Here is a 23,425-nt window from a genome sequence, read left to right on the forward strand (position 1 = left end):
AAAGCTGGTAATCGTCCTCCGCCACGGGCGTTCCGGTATGAAGGACTCATTTTCGATCCAGGGCATTTTGCAGGATTGGCCCGGATCTTCGGCAGGTCGGTGGTGGTTTGTGACCGGCCGTTGAATCATGCAGCAAATATAAAACAGCGATCTCTAACTATCTATAAATTTCATAGACTAAGTAGAATAAACTCGTTTTTCGTACCACCAAATTCGTGCACGCATACATATAATGCGAGGTCAGCATCTGGTGGCAACGTGCCCGATTTGTGCTTTTACAGTTTTGATAAACCGGGATGTGTGCCATTACCTTTGTGGCATCTCATCATTACAATCTGCCCGCCGCCACCTTCTTCGGAAACTGTAAATTTATAAACCATGTCAAAGTCATTTCATTCAAAACATAATGTGTTGAAAAGCACCTGTACACCCCGTCGTTGTTGTCCGGCAGATGTCTGGCGGAGCTAAATGTTCTTTTTTTAAAATTGTTTTAGTCTATAAAATCTATATATTAAATGTAATATATCCCGATCCGACGGTGTGCAGGATGGCGACCGACGGGACTGCAGGCTCTCCGACGGAAAGCCATTGCTGCCATCGCCGGATCGGCGATCACATATAATACTTATGAAACATTTATTACTTTTTATATTTTTAATATCTACTCCCCTGCTGGCCCAGCAACGCACGCTCACGGGTCAGGTGAGAGCAGAAGACGGCGCCCCGCTCCCTGGCGTAAACGTGGCCGTTAAAAACACCCGCCAGGGGGCTATTACCGATACCGACGGTCGTTTTACGTTATCGCTGGTAAAAGGTGAAACACTAATTTTCTCCTTCATCGGCTTTACGGCCAGGGAATTGCCCATCACCAATTCCAACGAGTATAATGTGACACTCATCGCGAGCGCCCACACCCTCGGCGAGGTGCAGGTGGTAGGCTCACGAAATGCCAACCGCACGAAGATCGATTCGCCGGTGCCGGTGGATATTATAGACTTGAAACCTTTGCAGGAATCGGCTCCGCAGGTAAGTATAACGCAGCTTTTACAATATGTTTCTCCCTCTTTCCACTCGGTGAACGGTACCAACGCGGGCGATGCAGGCTCTGCACTGAATCTGTCCCAGTTGCGCGGCCTGGGCGTGGATCAGTTGCTGGTGCTCGTCAACGGGAAACGGCGGCATAAGAGCTCCAATATCAACTGGGGAGGGCTGGGTAACGGGGCTACGGGTTACGACCTGAATGCCATCCCGACCGCAGCCATTGAGCGCGTCGAAATCCTGCGTGACGGCGCGGCGGCACAGTACGGCTCCGATGCCATCGCAGGCGTGATCAATATCGTGCTCAACAAGAGCGTCGACCAGCTTACTTTGAGCTCCACTGCCAGTTCGCGCCGCCGTGGCGATGGCGTAACCACCCGTACCAATGCCAACTACGGCTTCGCATTGGGCAAAAGCGGCGGTTACCTCAATACTACCGCCGAGTTTGCCACACAAGCGATTTCCATCCTGCCCGGCAAGGACGATGCCGGCCTTTACCTCGGTCCGATTTACGGCGGCGGCGCCAACACCCGCAATTACGATGCGATCTATACGAAGGAGATCGACGAGGCCATTCTGGCATCGCGCGGCATAGATCGTCATCATTTCGACCGTCGCGGGGGCGGCTCCAACAGGGCCAAGGACGCGTTGCTTTTCTTCAACGCTGCCGTTCCGATCCGCCCGAATGCGGAACTTTACGCATTCGGGGGAATCAGCCACCGCAATTCGCAGTTTACCGCCGTATACCGGCTACCTGGCTGGACCGAACGCAACAACTCGTTCCTCTATCCCGACGGCTTCCTGCCGGCGATGGAGAACATCATTACCGACAAGTCATTCGCGGTGGGCATTAAAGGCAAGGTCCGCGACTGGGACGTCGATATTTCCAATGTATATGGCAAAAACGACTTCGGGAATGTGATTACCAACTCGCTCAATGCGAGTCTGGGCCTGAAAACGCCGACTACTTTCGATGCGGGCAGCTACAATGCGAGCCAGAATACCGGCAGCATCGACATCAGCCGCTATTTTCCTAAGGCACTGAAAGGTATTAATCTCGCATTCGGGGCGCAGTATCGCGTGGAAACTTACCAGATTATCGCGGGCGAGGAAGCCTCCTATTCCAAAGCCGACCTACGGACGGTTTACGGCCTCGATACGACGGCAACGGGTATTGTTTATCAAACCAAAGAAGGCAGCATCGGCCTGAACGGATTGTCGCCCGGTTCCCAGATCCACGCAGGATTCCGCCCTGAAAACGAGGTAAATGTGAACCGTTCTGTACTCGCAGGTTATGCCGATATCGAGGCTAACATCACCAGCAAGTGGCTCCTCTCCGGCGCCGTACGGCTCGAAAGTTTTTCCCGGCTACAAAATGTAACGACTTATAAAGTCGCAACCCGTTACAGCATTACCGACTGGCTGGGCATCCGCGCGTCACACAACACCGGCTTCCGCGCCCCCGACCTGGCCCAGTATTACTACACCGAAACGTCCACCAGTTTCCAGCAGGGCCGTGCCATCGACCAGGTAACCGCCTCCAACCAGAGCGCCGCAACCCGCGCCCTGGGCATCCCAACGCTCACACCCGAAAAATCGAAAGGCTATACCGTCGGTTTCACCTCCCAGCCATTCCGCAACTTCGAGCTCACGGCCGACGCCTATCTCGTGGATGTGAACAACCGCGTGGGTAATACCGGCAATTTCTCGGCCACAGATGTCAACCTGCCGAGCGAAGTACGTACTTTGTTTGTGCAGACAGGCACTACCCAGGCCAAGTTCTTTTACAACTCCTTCAGTACCCGCACGAAGGGGCTCGAAGTCACCGGAAGCTACCGCACGCCTTTCCGCAGCGGTACCTTAAGCCTGCTTTTGGGGGCCAATTTTGTCAAAAATGAAGTAACCAAGGTGAATACGCCGAAAGGACTGGAAGCGTATCGTTACATCATCTTCAACGACGGGGAAAAGGCACGCGTCACCTCGCAGATTCCCGGCCAGAAGATCACGTTACAAGGTATTTTCAAGAAAAACCGCCTGACTTACCTTGCACGCGCCGTCTATTTCGGCCCGGTGACCAACGCCTCTGCATTGAATGCGACTTTCCCTAAACCCGATTATTTCTATCAAAAACTGAAACCGATCTGGGTCGCGGACGTGTCGGTATCCTACGCCCTTTCCACGTCCATTCAGGCCACATTGGGGATCAACAACCTCTTCAACGAACTGGGCGACTATTCCGACCCGAAATTGAGCGCATTGAACAATCCATCGGTGATCGGCATTCAGAACGGCAGTGCCGGTATCCAACCCTTCATCCGTATTACCGCAAAACTTTAATACTATGAAAACACTCCAGCGACTGGCCCGCCCGGCTTTTCAGTTCCTCGGCATTATGCCGGCCATATTCCTCATCTCGGGTTGCAAAGATACCAGCTATCTCGACATCGACGCTGCCGACCGCCCGCCGCTCAGCGCTTATATCAGTTTCGTAAACGCACGCCCGATCGATACCGGCTTGTATTTCTGGACTTTCACCGACAAAGTAACGCCCACGCCCGTAGCCATTAACAAAGCCTCGGAGTACTTGCCCACCGTGTTCGGCAATGTGCAGATCAACTTCACAGAAGGCACCAATACCAGCTACAAAGCATCTTACCAGTTCGGCAACTCGGCGACATTCACAGCAACCGGCCGCCCCAACGGGCCTATCGCGACTTTCTACCACACGGTAATAGCCACCCGGACCGCCAACAACAAAGCCGATTCGCTGATTCTCTTTTACGACGATCTCAAAGCGCCGGCCTCCGGCAAGGCCAAGCTGAGGTTCATCAATCTTTCACCTGGTGCCGGCACCTTGAATGTAGTGCAAAACGGAAAAACGCTCTTCAACCAGGTCGCCTACGGTCGCGCCGCCAACTCTGCATTATCAGGAGAAGCATTAAGCGCCTGGTCGCTCGGCCCTTTTGAAACCGTCGACGCCGGTACGCTTAACGTCGATTACCTCGATGCTGCCACCGCCGCAAAAGTAGGAACCGGCAGCCTGCAACTGGAAGCAGGAAAAATATATACGGTCTTCACCCAAGGCCTCCCCAACGCCAAGCCATCCTTCGGCACCAGCGTTATCGAACATCCTGTAAAGTAAATGGTGATTGGACAAGGTAAAAGCCGCACTGCCGATGGCGGTGCGGCTTTTTGTGTTGATTACAAAAACTAATCAAATGTTTGCTATTTACAAACATTTGATTAGTTTTAATACAGATTTAGAAAGTCAGCCAGACGATAATCGGCACACACTATAATGGAAGCCCTCATTCGGAGAATCAAAGAAATCGCCGCTGAAAATGAACTAGGATTTACAATTAGGCTCCCTAATTGTGAGTTTGTTACGTCAGGTTATGTCGTCGCCATGCTGGACACACAAAACTCTTTTGGGGACGAGGGATTAAGGAGGGTGATTGAAATGGCATCGGATACTACCGGAATTATGGGAGGCTGGAACGACGACGGGCTGTTTTACTGGGATGCTGTCTACATTATTCATAATCGCGAACGGGCGATTGAATTAGGCAAAGCCAATGAGCAGATTGCGATATATCACATTGAAAATGACGACGTGATACTCATTTAATCTATTTAAGCTGTTCACTCGTATTATACTATTAGAACTTCGATTATGGAAACTATTATTAAAAACATACATCTAATCAAGGATCTGACTACCGCCGAAAATATCAGGAAGCTTGAAATAGGCGCTTTGCAACACCGAAAGTTCGCCAGAATTACTTTTAAAGTATTGTCCGTTCGTGAAGGGACGCTTGAAATACAGACCATTCAAACCAAATCCCCCCATGAGAACCATGCCAGCGAGGAAAGGTTGATTCTTCGTACGAAGGAGCTGTTTTTGCACTTCTTTCCGGATTATGAAATTGTGGTAACCGCGATTCCATATCAGGGGAACCCGACCGAAAAAGTCACGCCGGAGTATATTCGCGAAGCAATGAACAGCTACGACATCAAGGTAAAGGACATTGTGGACGAAACCGGTATCGATAAAAGCAACGTAAGCGCCTGGGTAAATGGCACGCGCACGATGTCGCAGCCTGTCAGGGCGATGTTCTATTACTACATTTGGCAGAAGGCGGCGGTAGTTACAGGTAATGCGAAAAGCGCGTAGAAATTGTATTATTCCAAAACCACCACCTTCAATTTCGAAAGTCGCGCAATCTTCTTGAATTCGGATTTATTAAAAGTATACAATTCATCACAATGCCGTTCGGCGATGGCGGTGTGGAGGCAGTCGTTGATATGCTGAAAGCCTAGTTGCTTTCCCAATGCTATAGCCCTTTGCATTTCGGCCATATCGTAACCTACCGGCTGGTATTCCAGAAATTTGGATATTGCCTTTTCTATTTTCTGCGTTGGCTGCCCCAGTCGATACAGCACAAAGATGGCCTCCTGCAACACGAGAAACGATACCAATATCTTCTTGGCATCGAAAGCGCAATCGAATACACTTCTGGCAAGTTTATGCTTTACAATGTCTTGCGGGATGAGTAGATGAATCAACACATCGGTGTCGAAGTATGTCATAGATTCACCTCATTTGCAATATCCGAAATATTGATATTGGGATCGATTTTCGCGTCTTTGAAAAGGTCAATTAACTCCAATGTTGATTGGTACAATTCAGCTCTGGAAACATCCGAAACCTGGATATCTTCCACCACAATCCTGATTTCTTTATCTCCAAAAAGTTTTTTGATCATGTGGAGAAACCCTAGTGTCAAATTTGTAGTTTTTAAGTGAAAAGTGTGTTGCATAGTTTTCTGAAATTGCTTTTCTCAAAAATAACAATTCCATAAAGCCCGTACAACCCCAAACGGGCTCGTTGTCCGTTTGATAACTGAGAAATGATCAGAAGGCTACGCCACAGAAAGCATCCTGCGGCTCAATGCGCTTACACGTATCCCTTTCAGATATTTGGTGCGCTCTTCAATTTCATTTTGATAGCGGAAAGTGTAGCCCGGGCCTACTGCGCGTTTGAACTCGCGGGTGACCTCCCGGATCTGCTTGCGGGAGATGCCGCTGTACTCGAGTTGAAGCAGTTGAGAACGCTCCGGAGTGGACTTCTTGAGTTTCCAGTATTGGGGATGATTCGGCCCGATCGGCTCGCGAAAGTCCGTGTCGTGTTTCTCCCGGATGAGAAATTCGTAATCGATAACAATTTCGTTGCGATTACGCGCTACCTGCCCTTTCACAATGATCTTGGCCTCCCGGCCCACGCTCAGATGAAATGTCTTTTCTAATATCATGATGGTTTCCAGTTAAATAGAAGTTGACGTCTTTCGCCTCCAAAATTCCATTCCAGTAACAGGTCTGCGACATAAGTATTTAGTCTACTTATTTTATAGACAAAGTAAGGTTAAAGTTACGACTCTTCAAAGTGCGGACGGTAAAAATTCATTCCTGACATTAAACAATTGGTTTTGTACATCAAATTTCCCGATCTTCCCGCATTCTTAATTTCCTTACCCCGATCCCTTTAATCCAATGAAACCCCGTTTTGCCACGTGGCAGTACTGTGTGATCGCACTGGCCGCGCTTCTCCTGAACTTCCCCACCCTGGGGCAATCTCCATCTAAAAACAAGCCTAATATCATCGTTTTCCTTGTCGACGACATGGGCTGGCAGGACACCTCAGTGCCGTTCTGGAACAAACCCACCGACTTCAACCGCCGCTACCACACGCCCAACATGGAAAGGCTCGCACGCGAAGGCATGAAGTTCACGAACGCCTACGCAATGCCTGTGTGTACGCCTACACGTGTGAGCCTAATCACCGGTGTGAATGCGGCGCATTCCCGTGTGACGCACTGGACCTCGCCCGACAAGAACAAGAATACCGACTACGCCGACGCAGTACTTCATGCTGTCGATTGGAACATCAATGGTTTCAGCCCGGTTGCCGGCGTCGAACACACCTTTCACGCCACCGCATTGCCCGAAGTATTACGCCGCAATGGCTATTACACGGTTCACAGCGGCAAGGCGCATTTTGGTTCCGAGGGAACGCCCGGCGCCGATCCGCTCAACGCAGGATTTGATATCAATATCGCTGGAAGTTCGATCGGGCATCCTGCGAGCTATTCGGGCCGGGCTAATTACGACAGCCCCGCCAATGGAAAACCCAACCGCAATGCAGTGCCCGGTTTGGAATCCTACCATGGCACGGACACCTTCCTGAGCGACGCGATTACTATCGAAGCCCTCAGGGCGATCGAAAAGCCGGTAACCGACCGGAAGCCCTTCTTCCTCTACCTCGCCCATTACGCGGTACACGTGCCGCTTACCGCCGATCCGCGTTTTCTGGACAAATACCTCCAGGCGGGCCTGGACAGCACCGAAGCCAAATACGCAGCGTTGATCGAAGGTATGGACAAGAGCCTCGGCGATGTGCTCCATTACCTGGACGAAAAGAAGATCTCGGACAATACGGTGGTGCTTTTTATGTCCGACAACGGCGGCCTGAGCACTACACCGGCACGCGGTGGAAAAGCCTGGATGCACAATTTGCCTTTGAAAGCAGGTAAAGGATCTGTTTATGAAGGTGGTATCCGCGAGCCGATGCTCGTGAAGTGGCCGGGAGTTGTCAAAGCAGGTGCGGTGGCCGAGCAGTATGTGATCGTGGAGGATTTCTATCCCACCATCCTCGATATCGCGGGCATCAGCAATGCTAAAACCGTACAAAAAATCGACGGAAAGACATTTTTGCCGATCCTGAAAAACCCTGCATTCAAGGACGAGAAGCGAGGGCTCGTATGGCACCATCCCAATCGCTGGATCGCTGCGGAAGGCCCTAATATCCACTATGCCAGTGCATTCAGACAGGGCGACTGGAAGCTGATCTATAATTACCGGCAGGCAAAACTGGAACTTTACAACCTGCGCAATGATATCGGCGAAGAGCACGATCTGGCTGCCTCCAATCCGTCGAAAGTGAAAGAGCTGGCTACGCTCCTTACCCGACAGCTCAAAGCCTGGAATGCGCAATGGCCTACTTTCAAAACGACGGGCAAGCCAGTCCCTTTTCCCGACGAAGTAGTGCTTCAATAATAGAAATGGTAACAAAAACAAAACACCTCCCAGGAAGCCCCGGGAGGTGTTTTCGCTTTACTCAACGTGTACAAATGACTGTACGTCAGACTGTACATCAAATGAACATGAAAATATAGTGCCTGTGCCCGCTAATGCCATATAAAATCTGAGCAATCGGTCGGTTATCCTTCACCATCGGTATTTTTCATCTTCATCAGCAGTGAATAGGCATTGCGGATCACCACTTTCGACCCGGCATCTATTCCCGCCCCGTTGATTTGCTGAAACCCGTCCCTGACCGTCCCAGGCTCGATTTCGACCATTTCGAAATTACCCGACCCGCGTTCGATGAATACGAACGATTTGTTCTCCCAACGAACCACCGCATCTTCCGGGACCGTCAATGCTTTCTTGCGCTCCACCGATACCTCGCCATTCATGAACATCCCCGGCACGAGCGACGCGCTATACTGGTCGAAATGGCAATGCACTTCTGCCATTCTGTCATCAGTCAGGCTTTTCCCAATCAGGATAATTTCTGCGGTAAATTTCTTCGCAGGGTCGGTATTGGCGTAAGCGGTAACTTGCTGACCTACCGAAAGCGCATTCAAATCTTTCTCAAACACACTCAGTGCCAGATGAATATCCTTCGGATCAACGAGCTCGAAAAGCATATCGGTAGGCGCAGTGTATTTGCCCACATTCACATTCACCTTTGAAACAAATCCATTGATCGGCGAGAGAATGGGGACGGTTTTGGAAATATTATCCGGGTTCAGCTTTTGGGGTGCTATCCCGATCACCTCCAGTTTCCTGGCCAGCGCATTCATCAGGATTCGTTCGGTTTCCATTTCCGCCTTAGCCTGCTGGAAAACTTTATCGCTGGCTGCCTTGCTTTGATTCAGGTCTTTTTGCCGCGCATATTCGTTTTCGGCTAGCTCGAATCTGGCGCGTGCCGTGAGGTAATCCTGCTGGAGCTGGATAAACTGCATATCCTCCAATTCTGCGAGTACCTGCCCCTTCCTGACCCGCATTCCGGGGAGCATTTTGGTGGATTTTAGGTAGCCCCCCAGGGGAAAGCTCAGGCTGATGGTACTCTGTGGCGGCACATCGATCTTGCCTTGCAATGTCAGCTTTTCGGATATGTTTTTCAACACCGGGTTGCCCACTTCAATCCCCACATTGCGAATTTGCTGAGCGTCGAATGAGACCAGCCGCACAACCGGTTCTTCCCCCGCCGCTGCTACGGAATCCGCTGCCGGCGCGTCGGCCGGTTGCTGTTCTCCCATAGGACTGCAAGAAAGACTGACCCAAAACACGGCCGATATTAAAATGTAAGTTTTCATGATCTTATTGATTATTCAAATGGAGTAACTGGATCATCGCCTCATTATAGCTGCCCAGCGCATTCACATATTCGCTTTTGATAGCAATGGACTGCCCTGCGAGGATCACCCATTGCAGGTAGTCGATTTCCCCGGCTACAAACTGGCGGTCGGCGACGGTAATGATCGTTTCGGCATTGGGCAGGCCTTGCTGCTCGTAATAACGAAGGTTTTCGGCAAACTTCCGGACTTGCTCCTGCGCATTGCGCCATTCGGAGCGTAACCGGTGAGCTGTGAGCTCGGCGTCGTTTTGTGCGCGCATCCACTCGATGCGGGCGGCCGCGATCTGCGCGGCATGCGCTTTGAAAAAGATAGGGATATTCACTCCCAGGCCGTAGTAACCAAAGCGGTCCTTTCCCGTCAGGTTCACTTCCTGGCCGTTGAGCAGCTGCGTTCCGCGAAGGCTCTGGTTGTTGTAAGCGGCCGAAAATTCAGGAAGCATTCTGGATTTCTCGGTCCGGTAACGAAAGTACGCCGACTGTGTAAGCTGCCTGCCGATCTCGATTTGCGGCAAATCCTGCACCGCCCCGATGCCGGGCATATTCAACGCGGTAATGCGGGGAGAGGTCCATTGCGGCGTATGTGCCACAGAGTCCTGTAACCAGAAATTGAACCGTTCGAGCACCATACTGAGATCGTTCCGCACGAGATTGAGCTGGTTGGCGATCTGCTGTTTCTGGGCGCTGGCTGCTGTTTTTTCAAGAACGTTTGAAGCGCCACGTTCAAACCGGAGATTGGATTTGTTTTCAAAACCAGTGAAAATGCTATCGGCATAGAGCAGCAGTTTTTCGCGCTCTTTCAATACCGCGTATTCATAAAATACCTGTCGCACGCCCGTCCGAACTTCCTGCTCGCTGAGTCTCGTCCTGGCTTGTGCCGCGAGGTAATCCGCCTGGCGGGCCTTACGCTGGTTGTTGTACACCGAAGGGAACGCGATCGTCTGGCTAATGCCGATGCGCATATCGTTATTCGGGCTGTTGAATCTGCCGTAATCGGCGCTAATACCCGTTTTGGCGATATCAAACGCACTACCTCGCAATTTATCCGCGGCTTGTTCGCCCAACCGGCTTCCCTTGATATTCCGGTTGTGCGCCAATGCTTTTTGCACTGCATCATCCAGGCCCACGGGGCTGTTTTGAGCTTGCGCAATATTCGTAAATACCAGTAATAGCCCCATCACAGCGGCGGCACTGCGTGGCTTCATCTCCGGTTTGTTTTTTGAATTAAACAATAAATACAAAGCGGGCAAGACAAACAACGTAAGCAACGTTGCCGTCACCAATCCGCCGATAACCACCGTCGCCAGCGGACGCTGCACTTCGGCACCGGCCCCATTGCTGACCGCCATTGGCAGGAAACCGAGCGATGCCACGGCTGCCGTCATCAGCACCGGGCGTAACCGGTTACGCGTGCCGGTCATGACCAGCTCCCAGGCATCGATAATGTGGCCTTCCTTTTTGATCCGGTTGAATTCCGAAACCAAAACGATTCCGTTCAGCACCGCTACCCCAAACAAGGCGATGAAGCCCACACCCGCCGAGATGCTGAAAGGCATACCACGCATAGCCAGCGCGAACACCCCGCCGATGGCCGATAGCGGAATGGCCGTGTAAATGAGCGCGCCGTCCTTCACCGACGAGAATGTGAAATACAGCATCATGAAAATCAGCAAAAGTGCCACAGGTACCGCAACTCCCAGCCGGGCCTTGGCCTGTTGCAGGTTTTCGAATGCGCCGCCATAGGTGACGGAATAGCCGCTCTCGAACTTGATCTTCTCCTCGACCTTTTGCTGCAACTCCTCGACAATCGACTGCACGTCACGCCCCCGCACATTAAATCCGACAATGATCCGCCGGCGCGTGTCTTCCCGCTGGATCTGGTTCGGGCCCTCGATTTCACGCACTACTGCCACCTGACTGAGTGGTATTTGCAAACCACCGGGCGTCGATACAAGCAGATCTTGCACATCGGCAATGCTTTTACGACCTTCCGCGCCCACGCGCACCACGAGGTCGAACCGCTTTTCACCTTCGTAGATCTGCCCGGCTGCGGCACCCGCGAATGCCGCATTAATGGTTTTGTTGAGGTCGTCGATATTCAAACCATATTTGGCGATCTCCGCGCGATTGAAATCGATCACGATCTGCGGCATACCCGTTACTTCCTCCACGTACCAGTCGGCAGTGCCCTCCACGCGCCGCGCGATCTGGCCCAGCTGCTCGGCATAGGCCGCGAGCTTGTTAAGATCTTCCCCAAATATTTTGCAAACCACATCCTGCTTCGCGCCGGTCATAAGCTCGTTGAAGCGCATTTGTACGGGATATTGAAAACCGGTTGTTACACCCGGAACGACTTCCTGCGCCGTAGCAGCCATTTTGGTGGCCAGGTCCGGGAAAGTTCTCGCATTGGTCCATTCCGATTTATCTTTTAAAACAATGATCATATCCCCGCCTTCGATCGGCATCGGGTCGGTGGGAATTTCGGCGCTGCCGATACGCGATACCACTTTAATCACTTCCGGATAGTCCTTTTTCAACCGGTCGGAAATGCGGTTGATCGCGTCAATGGTGGTGCTGAGGTTAGTCCCCACCAAGAGGCGCGTCTCAGTAGCAAAATCTCCCTCTTCCAGCTGCGGGATAAATTCTCCTCCCATCTGGCTGAAAACCAGCACCGCACCGCCGAAGAGCACGAACGCCCCCGCCACCATCGCGCGCTTGTAGCGCAGTGCACGCGCGAGTACCCGCCCATACGCGCGCTCGATCTTGTCCATGACGCGGTCGGACCAGTTGGGCGTATGACTGATTTTCTTGCTGATCAGCAGCGAGCTGATCATAGGTACATAGGTAAGCGACAATATGAACGCACCCAGTATCGCGAATGCGACCGTCTGCGCCATGGGCTTGAACATCTTGCCTTCAATGCCCGACAGTGAAAGAATCGGTAAATACACAATGAGAATGATGATCTGGCCAAACACCGCCGCATTCATCATCCGGCTGGCCGAGCCCGACACTTCGTCGTTCATCCGCCGCTGGTTAAGGCTGCCTATTCCCGCGTATTTAGGGGAAGTATGTAGATGATGCAGGATTGCCTCGACGATGATTACCGCGCCATCGACTATCAACCCGAAATCCAGTGCACCGAGGCTCATCAGGTTCCCGCTCACCCCGAACAGGTTCATCATGGCCACCGCAAAGAGCATCGACAGCGGGATTACCGACGCCACGATAAAACCGGCCCTCAGATTTCCCAAAAACAACACGAGTACAATTACCACGATCACCGCCCCTTCGAGGAGGTTATGCTCTACGGTGCCAATGGCATTGTTCACCATTTTGGTGCGGTCAAGAAAAGGCTCAATTTCGAGGCCTTCCGGCAAAGTCTTGCTGATCTCCGCAATCCGCGCCTTCACATTCCCGATCACTTCCGAAGAGTTGCCGCCTTTGAGCATCATCACGATACCTCCGGCCACTTCTCCATAACCAGCCATCGTGAGCGCGCCATAGCGTATCGCGGGCGCGAACCGCACCTGCGCCACGTGGCTCACGAGCACGGGCACGCCGGCGCGGTTAGCCACCACAATGTGGTTAATATCCTCGATCGATCCGGCCAGCCCTAGGCTGCGGATGTAAAGCACGGTTGGTCCCTTTTCAATGTAAGCACCGCCGGTGTTCTGGTTGTTGCGGCTAAGCGCCGTGAGGACGTCGGTAATGGTAAGTCCCATCGCTTTCAGCTCCGACGGGTCGACGGCCACTTCATATTGTTTCAGCTCACCGCCAAATGTGGAAACATCCGCGACGCCGGGTGTACCGAGCAATTGCCGGCGGATGAGCCAGTCCTGTGTGGTACGCAGGTCGGCCAGCGAGTATTTCTTTTCATAACCCTTTTTAGGTTTGACAACGTATTGATAAATCTCTCCAAGCCCGGTCGTAACGGGCGCCAGCCCGGGCTTACCGGCAGTTTCGGGCATATCCACCTGCGAAAGGCGCTCGGTAACCTGCTGACGCGCCCAGTAAATGTCGGATTCGTCATCAAAAACGATGGTAACGAGTGAAAGGCCGAAGCGCGACATGCTTCTGCTTTCTTTAAGGCCGGGAATGTTGGCCGTGGCCTGTTCGATCGGGAAGGTAATGAGCCGCTCGACGTCTTCGGTACCGAGCGACGGAGCGGTGGTGATAATCTGCACCTGGTTATTGGTGATGTCGGGAACGGCATCAATGGGCAACCGGGTCAATTCATAGATACCGTAGGCAACCCACAGCAGCATGAATATCCCGATCACCAGCTTGTTCTCCACGGAGAACCGGATGATTCTGTTCAGCATATTAGTCGGAAAATAAATACACGTATGCGCGCATCGCTACCTGAGCAGCATGCACGGACATGACAGGGCGCTGTCGCCCCGGATCTGGTGTATTTATACCCGCGGAGGACGGAAGAGCGAGCCGAGGACGGTGCTGTAATGGATTTGCGGCACAGCAGGGCCATATTCGGCTTTGACAGGCAGGTAAACCCTCTTGAATGTGAAAACGGGATGATTCGGAACAAAGATGAAGTTGGACGTGTGCGCTTCTACCTTTTTGAATGGCAATTGCATATCCTTGTCGTCATCGTTGTCGTTCAGGTCGTGTCCCAGGTAATGCATGGAGAGGAAATCAGCAAAAGTGATTTCCTGGTTGAGCGACTGGTGCTCTGCGAAATGTTTGAGAAGCAAAGGAATTTTGTACACCTGACAGAACGAAGTCGTGTCCAGGATAACCATAAATAAAATGATATTTCGCAATAGCCTTCTCACCGCGGTAAAAGTAACTCACGGGATCGTTAAAGTCAACCGCTGACCATTTTAAATGGCATTCACGATTCCCAAACCATCATAAAAACAACGTGCCGACCACCGGCCGGCACGCATTGCAACTGAAAAGTACAAATTTCTTCAAAATGGGTCACATTTAATCAGCGGCCGCCGCCGCCCGATCCTTGCAGAGAGGCCAGTTTGGCTTCATCGTCGGCTATTTTCTTTTTTAACGATTCGATGTTCTTGTTCAGCTTTTCAAGGTTCTGGACTGCCCTACGTGCACGTTTGGCGTCGCGGCTGGCCGAACCCGCACTTTTGCTCGCACGCCGCGCATCTTTCTTATCCTGCGGGTTATTGCCCAGCTTCTCGGCCGCTATTTTGTTTTCTTCCGCAGATTTGCGGGCTTTCTCAGCGGTAGTCGCTACATCTTCGGTTTTCTGAGCGACCTGATTTTCCAGTTTGGCCAGTTCAAGCTTTCGATCGTTCAGCCTTTTGCTGACTTCGAGTACTTGCTTCTGGTCTTTCAGCATGTTGATAGAGTCTTTGGACACCACCTGGGCCGATACTGACAATGTGATCAGCAAGAGTCCCAATACTCCTACTATGTCCCTGATTTTCATAATGGTTTTTAATTTAAATAAATGATAGGAACCTATCCCACGCAAAAATTGTGCCTGGGCGCGTGGCTAAATATAATGCTCTGACAGGAATCAAACAATGATTTTCGGGGTTTATGGATACGTTCCCACAGGTTGGGGATCACTCTTATTATTCATCAAATCATCAACAAATTGAAAAATGTGCTACGCTGGCCCATTGTGGGCCTCAGTCTTGGATTAGCTTTCCTGGTCAGTTCCTGTGACGACCTTTTTCAGTACAATCCCAACGAGGAAACGCTGCTTGACCGGGACAGGGACCTTACTGCTAAGAACATTGCAAAAATCAGCCAGCTTCCCGTTTCCGATACCACGCGGTTTATTCTGATGGGTGACAGCCAACGATGGTACGACGAATGTGAAGATTTTGTCCAAAGCGCCAACCGCCAAAAGAACATCTCTTTCGTGCTGCATGCGGGCGACATCTCCGATTTTGGCCTTACCCAGGAATTCAAATGGGTGAACGAGATCATGACCCGCCTCAAATATCCCTATGTGACGGTGATCGGTAACCATGATATTGTCGCCAACGGCTCGGCCACCTACCGCAAAATGTTTGGTCCGCTCAACTATTCCTTCGGTTTCGGGCGCGACAGGTTCATTTTCGTCAATACCAACTCCCGCGAATATGCGTTCGATGGCTCTGTGCCCGATATAGCCTGGCTGAAAGCGCAGCTCGCCGACAACCCCGCGCACCAGAACACGATTGTAGTTGGACACGTCCCGCCATTCGACGCCGATTTTGACAAAAACCTTGAAAAGCCCTACACTGAGGCCCTCGCGAACGATCCGACCGTTAAATTCACCCTTTACGGCCATCAGCACAGGTTTTATGAAGGCCAGTTTTACGACGACGGCGTGAATTACCACCTCACTACCTCCATGGGTGCACGTGGTTACATGATCGTCTCGACCTGGGAAGGCGGTTACAGTGTTGAACGGGTCAATTTCTAAGCCATGAAAAAGTATTTGCTATCACTGCTCCTGTTACTCAGCATCCGCGGCAATGCGCAGGAAGTCGGCCTCAGGCCGCGCCGCGCCTGGTACCTGCCCGACCATCTGAAGTTGCAGTTCGCCGGAAATATCGGGTTCCTTTCCGGCGGCCCCGGTTATGTTTCACGGAACAGAACACTCGAAACCGACCTGCTTTTAGGTTTTTTACCACAGAAATATGGTGGCGACGCGCTGGTAACGACCACACTCAAAACAACTTATTCGCCCTGGCGGATCGGGCTGCGCGACAGTTATTATATCAGGCCGTTTTCGATCGGGACTTACCTGAGTTATACTTTCGGGCCGCAGTTTGACACCAAGTGGCCTTCCTATTATCCTTCGGGCTATTACTGGTGGGCCACCGCTATCCGGCCCGGTGCCTACATCGGCGGAAAGGTCGGGCGAAACGTGGTGCTGAACAACCGGCAGCGGTCTTTCGAGCTATATTACGAACTTGGCACCTATGATCTGCTCATTATCAGTTACGTACAAAACAAAAGCTTCCTGAAACTCCACGACATTGTGAGCCTTTCGCTGGGCGTAAAATTCGGCTTTGATTAAATGCGTTCGGTTTTCGAAGAGATATCACGGATAATTTCATCAAGAGAGTATGCCGAAGTCAAAACGTGATCCAGCAGCTCGTTCTTCTCGGTGTCGGAGTGCTGGTAGTTACGGATCAGGTCTATCAGGCCCATCAGCCTCGCAAGCGGCGCGCGTATCACGTGCGACTGCATCCAGGCGATCTCCTGTAATTTGTGGTTGCGTTCTTCTATTTCGCCGATATAGCGCAGGCGGTCGGTCACATCGTGGCCGATCGCAATCCAGTGTGTATGCACGCCGCGCGCATCCGCGACAGGCAGTAGCGACAAGTTAATGAAAAACTCCTCGTGATCGCTTACGTAGCGCAAAGTGGCGCCTTTGAGCGCTTCCATGCTGTAAATGGCGTCTTGCAGCCTGTCGAAATCATTCCGGGCCGGACTGAAACCTTTCAGCAATGCCGGGCTCTTACCCACGATTTGCTCCGGCGAATAGCCCGTAATGCGCGTAAATGCGGCATTGACATACAGCACTTTGAGACCCGAAATATCACGTGGATCGGATTCTGCAATAAGCACCGCGTCGTTGGTATTGGTAATCACCGATACCAGCAGCCGCAGTTCCTGCTCTTCCTGGCGGGCTTTGGTCACGTCCCGCAGCACGCCGATCATGCGGGTGGCGTTTCCCAGCCCGTCGCGCCGAATGTAACCGATCTCCTCCACATAAGCATATTGACCGTCGGCCTTCATGAAGCGGTAGTCGATAATCCATTTATTCTGCTCCGGGTCAGCCAACTGTTTTTCCAGGCTTGCCAAAACCTGCTCCCGATCGGACGCATGCACCCGCTCGGCCCACCGTGCCAAAGTGTAATGCGATTTTTCCGGCTTGTAGCCGAAAAGCCTGTAAAAGCCATCGCCCCATTCGATATGATCGCGTGCGAGGTCCCAATCGTAAATGGCATCGTTGGTAGCCATATTCACATATTCGTGCCGCTCGTTCACGTCCTGCACGAGCTCAAAGTTCTGCCGGTTCTCGAAAATCACTTTCAGTATCGATGCGACACGCTCGATGACTTTCAGCTCATCTTCACCGGGCACGGAAATTCGGTCGTAATAGATGGCAAAGGTCGCCACTACTTCATCCCCGACGATAACAGGGTGAGACCAGCAGGCACGCAGGTTATGAGGCAACGCAAGGTCCCGGTACGTGTCCCACCGTGGATCGGTAACGATATCGCTGACGATCACTTGCTGTTTCAGAAAAGCCGCCGTGCCGCACGAACCCGCATTCCGTCCTATTGCCCTGCCGTTTATCGCTTCCACATAATCGGGCGGCAGCGAAGGCGCTGCCAATGTGTGCAGCTTCCCGTTTTTAACGGCCAGCAAAGAACATTTCGAATATGGAAACATCGCTTCCACACCTTGTACATATTTGTCCAGCACACTTTCCAGCGGTGTGCCTTTTACCGAATTCATTTCCAGCACGATCTTTTCGAGGCGTTCGAGGTTTTCGAGTCGCTTGGCCTCGGTAATGTCGACCATTAATCCCCTCAATGCAACAGCTCTCCCGCCTTCCAGGATTACCGAAACCACATCCTTGATCCATACCAGGCTGCCATCAGCTTTCACCATACGGTAATCGAAGGTGTGGTTGCGCAGCTGTTGTGTTTCGCGATGGCAATAGCGGACAGCCTGCTCACGATCCTCCGGATGAATGTGGTTTTGCCAGAAAAATGGGTCCGCAAGCCATTCCTCGGGGGAATATCCCAGAATATGCCGGACCTGGTCACTGATAAAACTAAATTCGAAACTATCTGCATCGGCCTCCCACACAATGCCATCGACCGTCTGCACGAGCGACTCGAACTGCCGATGTGACTGCACGAGCTCCTGCTCCACTTTCTTGCGTTCGTCGATGTCGTGAATAACCCCGTAAATCCGGGTACAAACCCCTTCCACAATTTCGGACTTGCCCGTCACCCGGACCCATTTTTCGATACCGGTGCCGGTCACAATAACCAGTTCAAGATCCAGGACCTTGCCGGTTGCAATGGTCTCCTGTACGGCTTGCATAAATGCGTCGCGATGCTCGCCGGAACGGTAAAATTCCATTGCAGTTTGAAAGTCGGGGTGGTAATCGGCCGGTACTTCGTGAATTTCCTTCACCACATCCGACCAGTTGATGACCTCGTTGATGAGATCCGCCTCCCAGCTGCCTATGCGGGCAATGCGGAGTGTTTCGTTTAAAAATTTCTCGGAAGTAAAAGGGCTGTGCGTCTGCCGGATCATGGTTGCTTCCGTCACGTCCATCACCGTACGAAGAATACACACGATTTCATTGGCGTCGTTCCTGACCGGCGTATTGGTGGCCAGCAGGTATTTAACGTCTTGATGTCCCTGGTTGTCCGGCGGCAGAATGTACTTCGTAGTAGGCGACTGATTGGGTAATCCGTCTGCTACCAGCTTTTCAAGCAGATTGTTCCAGGGCGGGACACGGTTGTAGGGATTATTGGGAAATGCCTCATAAAAACCCTTACCAACCAGTTCGTTGCGACCTTTGCGCACCATTTCCAGGTATGCATCGTTCACGTCGGTGATGGTAAATCGGGGTGCATCCGGAAGCACCACCATGCTTGGTGCCGGCAGAAATTTGAATACCTGACTCAGATAATGGTCGATCATATCGTTTGTCGGCCCCGAAAGACCTGATGCACAGTTTCCCTAACGATAGCAGATAAACGTTACTTGCATTGCCACCGGGCCAAATAGCCTATTGTTCGTACAATTTAAAGATATTTTCGGCGAAAAGAGGTAATATAATCGCTATATTGGGATTGAAGCCTTAAATATGTTTATGAAAACGATTTTACCTCTCGCCGCCTTGTCGTTGTTGACGGGCATTGTCACTGTCGAACGGCGATCGCCCCAAAAGGCGCTATCGCCGGATGTCTCCGGTGAAATTGCAGTGTGCGGCCCCTCTTACCAGAACCTTCCGGCGCCCATGCTCAACGGAAAGTATGTAGTGGCGCTACCGGGTTGGGGCGATTTTTCCTACAAGGTATCGACCAGTTCCGACAGCTCCCAGTTCTATTTCGATCAGGGGCTGAATATGTATTATGGTTATCATTTCAAGGAAGCCGTAGCATCGTTCCGGGAAGCCGGCCGCATCGACTCCACCAATGCCATGGCGTTCTGGGGGCAGGCGCTGGCGATGGGCCCTTACTATAATGCAGCACACCTGTATACCAAACCGGCCGAAGTCGCAGAGGCGCTCGCCACAATGAACAGCCTGACCGCCCACGCCACCGAAAAGGAGAAGCTGCTGATCGACGCCATGAATGCCCGGTATTCCGACGATCCCTCCGACGCCAAACGGGCCGAACTGAACCAGGCCTATTCCGATAAGCTCAAAAAACTGGTAGTCGATTTTCCCGACGAAAATGAATTCAAACTACTTTATATCGACTCCCAGATGCTGATGCACGCGTGGGATTTCTGGAAAAAGGACGGCACTGCCAAACCCTGGACGCCGGAGTTGGTCGCTCTGTGTGAAAAGGCCCTGAAAGTTAATCCGAAGCATCCGGCTGCCCTACATTACCACATTCACCTTACGGAAGCCTCCAAACATCCCGAAGTGGCCCTCGCGAGCGCGGAGGCATTGCGTGACCTGCTCCCCGGCGTAGCGCACATGGTGCATATGGCCAGCCACGAATATGAGCGCAACGGCCTCTTTACCGAAGGCGTGGAAGTGAACAACCTCGCCGACGACGCCCTGCAGAACTATGATATGCTGGCTAAAAACCTTTCGCTCGCCAAGCATTCCCCGCATTACTTCGCCGTGCAGACTTATTGTGCCCTCAGTGCCGGCATGTACAGCGACGCCATGCGTTATGCGCAGCGCTGCCGGCGGAGCGTTGCACCAAAACCCGAAACGACTTACGATCAATACTTGTACATGCTGCCTGTCATGACGCAGGTACGGATGGGCAAATGGGAGCAGATCCTCTCCGATTCGGTGACGCCCGACCCGAAATGGACCTACGCTAGTCTGCTGTCCGACTTTGCCAAAGGCATTGCATTTGCCAATACAGGCCGTCCCGATTCGGCAGCTGCCCGGTTAGCTTCATTGAAACTCAAAATTCAGGACCCGGTTCTCACCAAACGAAGAATCCCATTCAACTCGCCGGTGGAGATAGCCGCCATTGCTGAAAAAATACTGGAAGGGGTAACCGCCATGTCACGGGGCCAGCGCACAAAAGGCATCGCTGCTTTGGAAGAAGCCGTCAAGCTGGAAGACCAACTCATTTACACCGAACCAAAGGACTGGCCAATTCCGTCCCGCCAGTTCCTGGGTGCTTATTTGCTGAAATCGGGTAAACCGGCGCTGGCCGAAAAGATCTACCGCGACGATCTGGTTTTCAACCCATCCAACGGCTGGTCGCTGGTAGGCCTGTCACAAAGCCTGAAAGCACAGCGCAAGACCAGCCAACTGGCAGGCGTCAAGGCAAAATATGAACGTGCATTCTCCAAAGCCGAGCAGATTCCGTCGGGTTCGGTCTTTATCAGGTAACTTACTTTTCTACCTCATCCTGGTTTGTATATGAGTGTGTTCAAAGTCGGCCGGCCGGGCCGAAATACGGTCTTATCCGCCACTTTGGTTGCCGGTACGCTCGACATCCTTGCGGCATTTCTGGTGTATGCAATCATATTGGAGAAAACCAGTCCGGCACGCATACTCATGTCCATCGCCAGCGGGATTTTCGGTAAGGCCGCCTATTCGGGCGGCACCCCGATGATCATTACCGGCCTGCTGCTGCATTTCCTGATCGCCTTTATTTTTTCAGTCTTTTACTACCTCATTTATCCCGGCTTATCTTTCCTGCGTCGCCGTAAGCTCATCAGCGGTATCCTCTATGGCATATTCATCTGGCTGGTGATGAACCTCGGCGTATTGCAGATTGTATTCGAAGGCATGCCCCTACCCGACCCGGGTACCGCATTGCTCGGCATAGCGATCCTGATCGTCGCCGTGGGTATCCCGATTGCGTACATTGTACCGGCCTCGAGACGGTGATTAATTCCATGAAAGAAATATAAAATGAATGCTGAAACGTGTTAAAGTATATTTTCTATGTCCATGCTGACATGAAGTACACGGACAATTTCAACAACCTTGTCTGGGGCAATTTTGTAAAATACGTAGTGCCTGGCATGTAGGACTTTACTATGGCCACGTCGGATATGATCGACGGATTTACCTTTTATGCGCTTGTCGGCAATCCCTTCAAAACAGGAAAACAGACCGCTTACATATTTTTCGGCCTGTTCTAATGACCATTCCTGAACAGTGTAATCATAAATATCTTCGAGATCATACCTGGCAAGCCTCGTAATACGATATTCTGTCATGCCGTATACTTCTGTCTCATACGGGCCATAAACTGTTCAGGATCAAAGCTTTCATCTATGCCACTTTCTTCACCCTCAATAAGGGCTTTACGTAAGGCCATTAGCTTTTCTTCCTCCTGCTCGAGCAAGCGTAACCCGGCACGTACAACCTCGCTTGTCGATGCATACCGTCCGGCATCAATTTGATTTTGAATAAAGGCATCAAAATGTTCCCCGATTGTAATGGATGTGTTTTTTGCCATCTGAGTTAGTAGTTATTTATCAAAAATACCAAATATTGGTACTTCTGTCAAGAGAATTATAAATCGCAGTCAAAATCGGGCCTTTACCGACCATGCTCGCGGCACATCCGGGGCATTTCAGCACATATCGGCTAGTGACTAGAAGGCCAGATTTCATTCGACTACCGGCTCACGCCTGGCATTTGCACCGATTTCAATGCGAGCGAGTTGATGAAGCGCAGCGGGATACGGATATCGTCCGATATCGGTTCGGTCTGAAAACCATCAGGCTTTTTTCACCGCTTTTTCCAGATATGCTTCCAATGTGGTGTCCCCGTGCGCGCGGACCGTTCCTTTACCGTCGGGCCTCGACTTGCCGCTGATGACGGCCTCCGTCATCTCGACGAAGTTGCGCACGCCATCTGGCGAAAAACCGATCGAATCCAATGTTTTCTCCCAATCCTTCCGCGGTATTTGCTCCGCCTTTACTTCCTTGCCCAAGACTTCGCTGAATGCTTTCGCCACATCGGCAGAGCTGTACATCCCCGGCCCGTAAAGCTCGTAAATGGTCCCATCCCTGTCCCCGTCCGCCAGTACTTCCGCAGCGAAATGACCCACGTCCGAAGGGCATATCATGGGGATTTTGAGATCGACCGGAAAAAAAGTAGGCAGTACACCGTTTTTTTCCGCCGGTTCGAGATAGTTAAGCCAATTACTGAAATAGTACGCCGGCCGGATGAATACCCGCGAAACGCCGATGTCGTCGAATGCGTGTTCGAGCATGTAGGACATGATCAGGTTACCAGTTCCTTCGCGATGTTGCGCACCCATCGACGACAGCCCCACGACTTTTTTAATACCATCTGCAACCAATGCCGCGCGGTAGTTGGTCAGAATATCGTTGGTATCACCGAGGACATTCTTTTCCCGGCCCGTTTCAGGAGTTAAGGTAAAAAGCGTCTCGCCGCCGCGCAGGGCTGCTTTCAATGCCGGCAGGTTATGCGCGTCCGCTATCGCGGTGTCCGCCCCGCGCAATTTCAGGGCCTTGGCCTTCTCTTCATTTCTTACGACTCCCTTCACAGGTGCTCCCAGTTCGAGAAGGCGGTCTACAACCGCCGAACCTACCCGGCCCGACGCGCCCAAAATGATGTGTGCCATGATTTAAGGGTTTGTGATGAATAAAAACTCCCGTTTACATCAAAAATCAAACCAGCAGCCGTTGCGGCGACAGTTGCTCATAGACTTCATCCGTAAACTGCATTTGATCCCTTCCCGTCAACGTCTTGTCAAAACAATT

At 51.8% G+C, this 23,425-nt stretch carries 20 protein-coding genes; 9 read left to right on the forward strand and 11 right to left on the reverse strand.

Annotated elements, in window-relative coordinates:
* The first annotated feature begins 627 nt into the window (after window positions 1-627).
* The 4 genes from ACQ4MZ_RS22025 (at window position 628) to ACQ4MZ_RS22040 (ending at window position 5,212) form a co-directional block, all read left to right on the forward strand.
* On the forward strand, window positions 628-3,375 hold the full coding sequence (locus ACQ4MZ_RS22025) for a TonB-dependent receptor (protein WP_430848530.1): 2,748 nt from the start codon (window positions 628-630) through the stop codon (window positions 3,373-3,375).
* A gap of 4 nt (window positions 3,376-3,379) precedes the next feature.
* Window positions 3,380-4,180 carry a DUF4397 domain-containing protein gene (locus tag ACQ4MZ_RS22030; RefSeq protein ID WP_430848532.1) on the forward strand — a complete coding sequence of 267 codons (801 nt, stop codon included), beginning with the start codon at window positions 3,380-3,382 and terminating at the stop codon, window positions 4,178-4,180.
* 156 nt (window positions 4,181-4,336) lie between these two features.
* Window positions 4,337-4,666, forward strand: coding sequence for a hypothetical protein (locus ACQ4MZ_RS22035; RefSeq protein ID WP_430848534.1), 330 nt, complete (start codon window positions 4,337-4,339; stop codon window positions 4,664-4,666).
* Between the two features lie 45 nt (window positions 4,667-4,711).
* Window positions 4,712-5,212 carry a hypothetical protein gene (locus tag ACQ4MZ_RS22040; RefSeq protein WP_430848536.1) on the forward strand — a complete coding sequence of 167 codons (501 nt, stop codon included), beginning with the start codon at window positions 4,712-4,714 and terminating at the stop codon, window positions 5,210-5,212.
* Between the two features lie 8 nt (window positions 5,213-5,220).
* Here the strand turns inward: ACQ4MZ_RS22040 and ACQ4MZ_RS22045 are convergent, their stop codons facing one another.
* The 3 genes from ACQ4MZ_RS22045 to ACQ4MZ_RS22055 form a co-directional block, all read right to left on the reverse strand.
* The gene (locus ACQ4MZ_RS22045; RefSeq protein WP_430848538.1) at window positions 5,221-5,628 is read right to left on the reverse strand and encodes a type II toxin-antitoxin system VapC family toxin; all 408 of its coding nucleotides are present in this window, start codon (window positions 5,626-5,628) and stop codon (window positions 5,221-5,223) included.
* Window positions 5,625-5,804 (reverse strand): hypothetical protein, encoded by a 180-nt coding sequence (locus tag ACQ4MZ_RS22050; protein WP_430848540.1) that lies wholly within the window; start codon window positions 5,802-5,804, stop codon window positions 5,625-5,627. The genes ACQ4MZ_RS22045 and ACQ4MZ_RS22050 overlap by 4 nt, the downstream gene beginning before the upstream one ends.
* A gap of 156 nt (window positions 5,805-5,960) precedes the next feature.
* Complete coding sequence (locus ACQ4MZ_RS22055) at window positions 5,961-6,350, reverse strand: hypothetical protein (RefSeq protein ID WP_430848542.1); 390 nt, start codon at window positions 6,348-6,350, stop codon at window positions 5,961-5,963.
* A 238-nt stretch (window positions 6,351-6,588) separates the two neighbouring features.
* Between ACQ4MZ_RS22055 and ACQ4MZ_RS22060 the strand changes: the two genes are divergently transcribed.
* Window positions 6,589-8,151, forward strand: coding sequence for a sulfatase (locus ACQ4MZ_RS22060; RefSeq protein ID WP_430848544.1), 1,563 nt, complete (start codon window positions 6,589-6,591; stop codon window positions 8,149-8,151).
* 164 nt (window positions 8,152-8,315) lie between these two features.
* Here ACQ4MZ_RS22060 and ACQ4MZ_RS22065 read toward each other — a convergent pair whose 3' ends face one another.
* The 4 genes from ACQ4MZ_RS22065 to ACQ4MZ_RS22080 form a co-directional block, all read right to left on the reverse strand.
* Window positions 8,316-9,479, reverse strand: a complete 1,164-nt coding sequence (locus ACQ4MZ_RS22065) for an efflux RND transporter periplasmic adaptor subunit (RefSeq protein WP_430848546.1) — start codon at window positions 9,477-9,479, stop codon at window positions 8,316-8,318.
* 4 nt (window positions 9,480-9,483) lie between these two features.
* Complete coding sequence (locus ACQ4MZ_RS22070; protein WP_430848548.1) at window positions 9,484-13,842, reverse strand: CusA/CzcA family heavy metal efflux RND transporter; 4,359 nt, start codon at window positions 13,840-13,842, stop codon at window positions 9,484-9,486.
* Window positions 13,843-13,935: 93 nt separating this feature from the next.
* Complete coding sequence (locus ACQ4MZ_RS22075) at window positions 13,936-14,280, reverse strand: hypothetical protein (RefSeq protein WP_430848550.1); 345 nt, start codon at window positions 14,278-14,280, stop codon at window positions 13,936-13,938.
* A 191-nt stretch (window positions 14,281-14,471) separates the two neighbouring features.
* A complete protein-coding gene (locus tag ACQ4MZ_RS22080) occupies window positions 14,472-14,933 on the reverse strand; it encodes a hypothetical protein (RefSeq protein ID WP_430848552.1) in 462 nt (153 codons plus the stop codon).
* Between the two features lie 180 nt (window positions 14,934-15,113).
* On the opposite strand from ACQ4MZ_RS22080, the gene ACQ4MZ_RS22085 reads away from it, so the two are divergent.
* Complete coding sequence (locus tag ACQ4MZ_RS22085; protein WP_430848600.1) at window positions 15,114-15,923, forward strand: metallophosphoesterase family protein; 810 nt, start codon at window positions 15,114-15,116, stop codon at window positions 15,921-15,923.
* A 3-nt stretch (window positions 15,924-15,926) separates the two neighbouring features.
* On the forward strand, window positions 15,927-16,523 hold the full coding sequence (locus tag ACQ4MZ_RS22090) for a hypothetical protein (protein ID WP_430848554.1): 597 nt from the start codon (window positions 15,927-15,929) through the stop codon (window positions 16,521-16,523).
* Here ACQ4MZ_RS22090 and ACQ4MZ_RS22095 read toward each other — a convergent pair.
* Window positions 16,520-19,180, reverse strand: coding sequence for a PAS domain-containing protein (locus ACQ4MZ_RS22095; protein ID WP_430848556.1), 2,661 nt, complete (start codon window positions 19,178-19,180; stop codon window positions 16,520-16,522). The genes ACQ4MZ_RS22090 and ACQ4MZ_RS22095 overlap by 4 nt on opposite strands.
* 172 nt (window positions 19,181-19,352) lie before the next feature.
* On the opposite strand from ACQ4MZ_RS22095, the gene ACQ4MZ_RS22100 reads away from it, so the two are divergent.
* Complete coding sequence (locus ACQ4MZ_RS22100; protein WP_430848558.1) at window positions 19,353-21,068, forward strand: hypothetical protein; 1,716 nt, start codon at window positions 19,353-19,355, stop codon at window positions 21,066-21,068.
* Between the two features lie 30 nt (window positions 21,069-21,098).
* Entirely contained in the window at window positions 21,099-21,572 is a 474-nt protein-coding gene (locus tag ACQ4MZ_RS22105; RefSeq protein WP_430848560.1) for a DUF1440 domain-containing protein, read from the forward strand.
* 41 nt (window positions 21,573-21,613) lie between these two features.
* Here the strand turns inward: ACQ4MZ_RS22105 and ACQ4MZ_RS22110 are convergent, their stop codons facing one another.
* The 3 genes from ACQ4MZ_RS22110 to ACQ4MZ_RS22120 all read right to left on the reverse strand — a co-directional run bounded on the left by ACQ4MZ_RS22110 (window position 21,614) and on the right by ACQ4MZ_RS22120 (window position 23,286).
* Window positions 21,614-21,907 carry a type II toxin-antitoxin system RelE/ParE family toxin gene (locus ACQ4MZ_RS22110; RefSeq protein WP_430848562.1) on the reverse strand — a complete coding sequence of 98 codons (294 nt, stop codon included), beginning with the start codon at window positions 21,905-21,907 and terminating at the stop codon, window positions 21,614-21,616.
* Window positions 21,904-22,149 (reverse strand): type II toxin-antitoxin system ParD family antitoxin, encoded by a 246-nt coding sequence (locus ACQ4MZ_RS22115; RefSeq protein ID WP_430848564.1) that lies wholly within the window; start codon window positions 22,147-22,149, stop codon window positions 21,904-21,906. Before ACQ4MZ_RS22115 ends, ACQ4MZ_RS22110 begins: the two co-directional genes overlap by 4 nt.
* A gap of 264 nt (window positions 22,150-22,413) precedes the next feature.
* On the reverse strand, window positions 22,414-23,286 hold the full coding sequence (locus tag ACQ4MZ_RS22120; protein ID WP_430848566.1) for an NmrA family NAD(P)-binding protein: 873 nt from the start codon (window positions 23,284-23,286) through the stop codon (window positions 22,414-22,416).
* Window positions 23,287-23,425 lie beyond the last annotated feature (139 nt).

The organism is Dyadobacter sp. BHUBP1 (genome assembly GCF_050587785.1).
In the GTDB taxonomy this organism is placed as follows: Bacteria; Bacteroidota; Bacteroidia; order Cytophagales; family Spirosomataceae; genus Dyadobacter.

Excerpts from the sequence above, each read along its gene's own strand:
- ACQ4MZ_RS22025 (WP_430848530.1), top strand. The coding sequence starts at position 628 with ATGAAACATTTATTACTTTTTATATTTTTAATATCTACTCCCCTGCTG.
- ACQ4MZ_RS22030 (WP_430848532.1), top strand. The coding sequence starts at position 3,380 with ATGAAAACACTCCAGCGACTGGCCCGCCCGGCTTTTCAGTTCCTCGGC.
- ACQ4MZ_RS22035 (WP_430848534.1), top strand. The coding sequence starts at position 4,337 with ATGGAAGCCCTCATTCGGAGAATCAAAGAAATCGCCGCTGAAAATGAA.
- ACQ4MZ_RS22040 (WP_430848536.1), top strand. The coding sequence starts at position 4,712 with ATGGAAACTATTATTAAAAACATACATCTAATCAAGGATCTGACTACC.
- ACQ4MZ_RS22045 (WP_430848538.1), bottom strand. The coding sequence starts at position 5,628 with ATGACATACTTCGACACCGATGTGTTGATTCATCTACTCATCCCGCAA.
- ACQ4MZ_RS22050 (WP_430848540.1), bottom strand. The coding sequence starts at position 5,804 with ATGATCAAAAAACTTTTTGGAGATAAAGAAATCAGGATTGTGGTGGAA.
- ACQ4MZ_RS22055 (WP_430848542.1), bottom strand. The coding sequence starts at position 6,350 with ATGATATTAGAAAAGACATTTCATCTGAGCGTGGGCCGGGAGGCCAAG.
- ACQ4MZ_RS22060 (WP_430848544.1), top strand. The coding sequence starts at position 6,589 with ATGAAACCCCGTTTTGCCACGTGGCAGTACTGTGTGATCGCACTGGCC.
- ACQ4MZ_RS22065 (WP_430848546.1), bottom strand. The coding sequence starts at position 9,479 with ATGAAAACTTACATTTTAATATCGGCCGTGTTTTGGGTCAGTCTTTCT.
- ACQ4MZ_RS22070 (WP_430848548.1), bottom strand. The coding sequence starts at position 13,842 with ATGCTGAACAGAATCATCCGGTTCTCCGTGGAGAACAAGCTGGTGATC.
- ACQ4MZ_RS22075 (WP_430848550.1), bottom strand. The coding sequence starts at position 14,280 with ATGGTTATCCTGGACACGACTTCGTTCTGTCAGGTGTACAAAATTCCT.
- ACQ4MZ_RS22080 (WP_430848552.1), bottom strand. The coding sequence starts at position 14,933 with ATGAAAATCAGGGACATAGTAGGAGTATTGGGACTCTTGCTGATCACA.
- ACQ4MZ_RS22090 (WP_430848554.1), top strand. The coding sequence starts at position 15,927 with ATGAAAAAGTATTTGCTATCACTGCTCCTGTTACTCAGCATCCGCGGC.
- ACQ4MZ_RS22095 (WP_430848556.1), bottom strand. The coding sequence starts at position 19,180 with ATGATCGACCATTATCTGAGTCAGGTATTCAAATTTCTGCCGGCACCA.
- ACQ4MZ_RS22100 (WP_430848558.1), top strand. The coding sequence starts at position 19,353 with ATGAAAACGATTTTACCTCTCGCCGCCTTGTCGTTGTTGACGGGCATT.
- ACQ4MZ_RS22105 (WP_430848560.1), top strand. The coding sequence starts at position 21,099 with ATGAGTGTGTTCAAAGTCGGCCGGCCGGGCCGAAATACGGTCTTATCC.
- ACQ4MZ_RS22110 (WP_430848562.1), bottom strand. The coding sequence starts at position 21,907 with ATGACAGAATATCGTATTACGAGGCTTGCCAGGTATGATCTCGAAGAT.
- ACQ4MZ_RS22115 (WP_430848564.1), bottom strand. The coding sequence starts at position 22,149 with ATGGCAAAAAACACATCCATTACAATCGGGGAACATTTTGATGCCTTT.
- ACQ4MZ_RS22120 (WP_430848566.1), bottom strand. The coding sequence starts at position 23,286 with ATGGCACACATCATTTTGGGCGCGTCGGGCCGGGTAGGTTCGGCGGTT.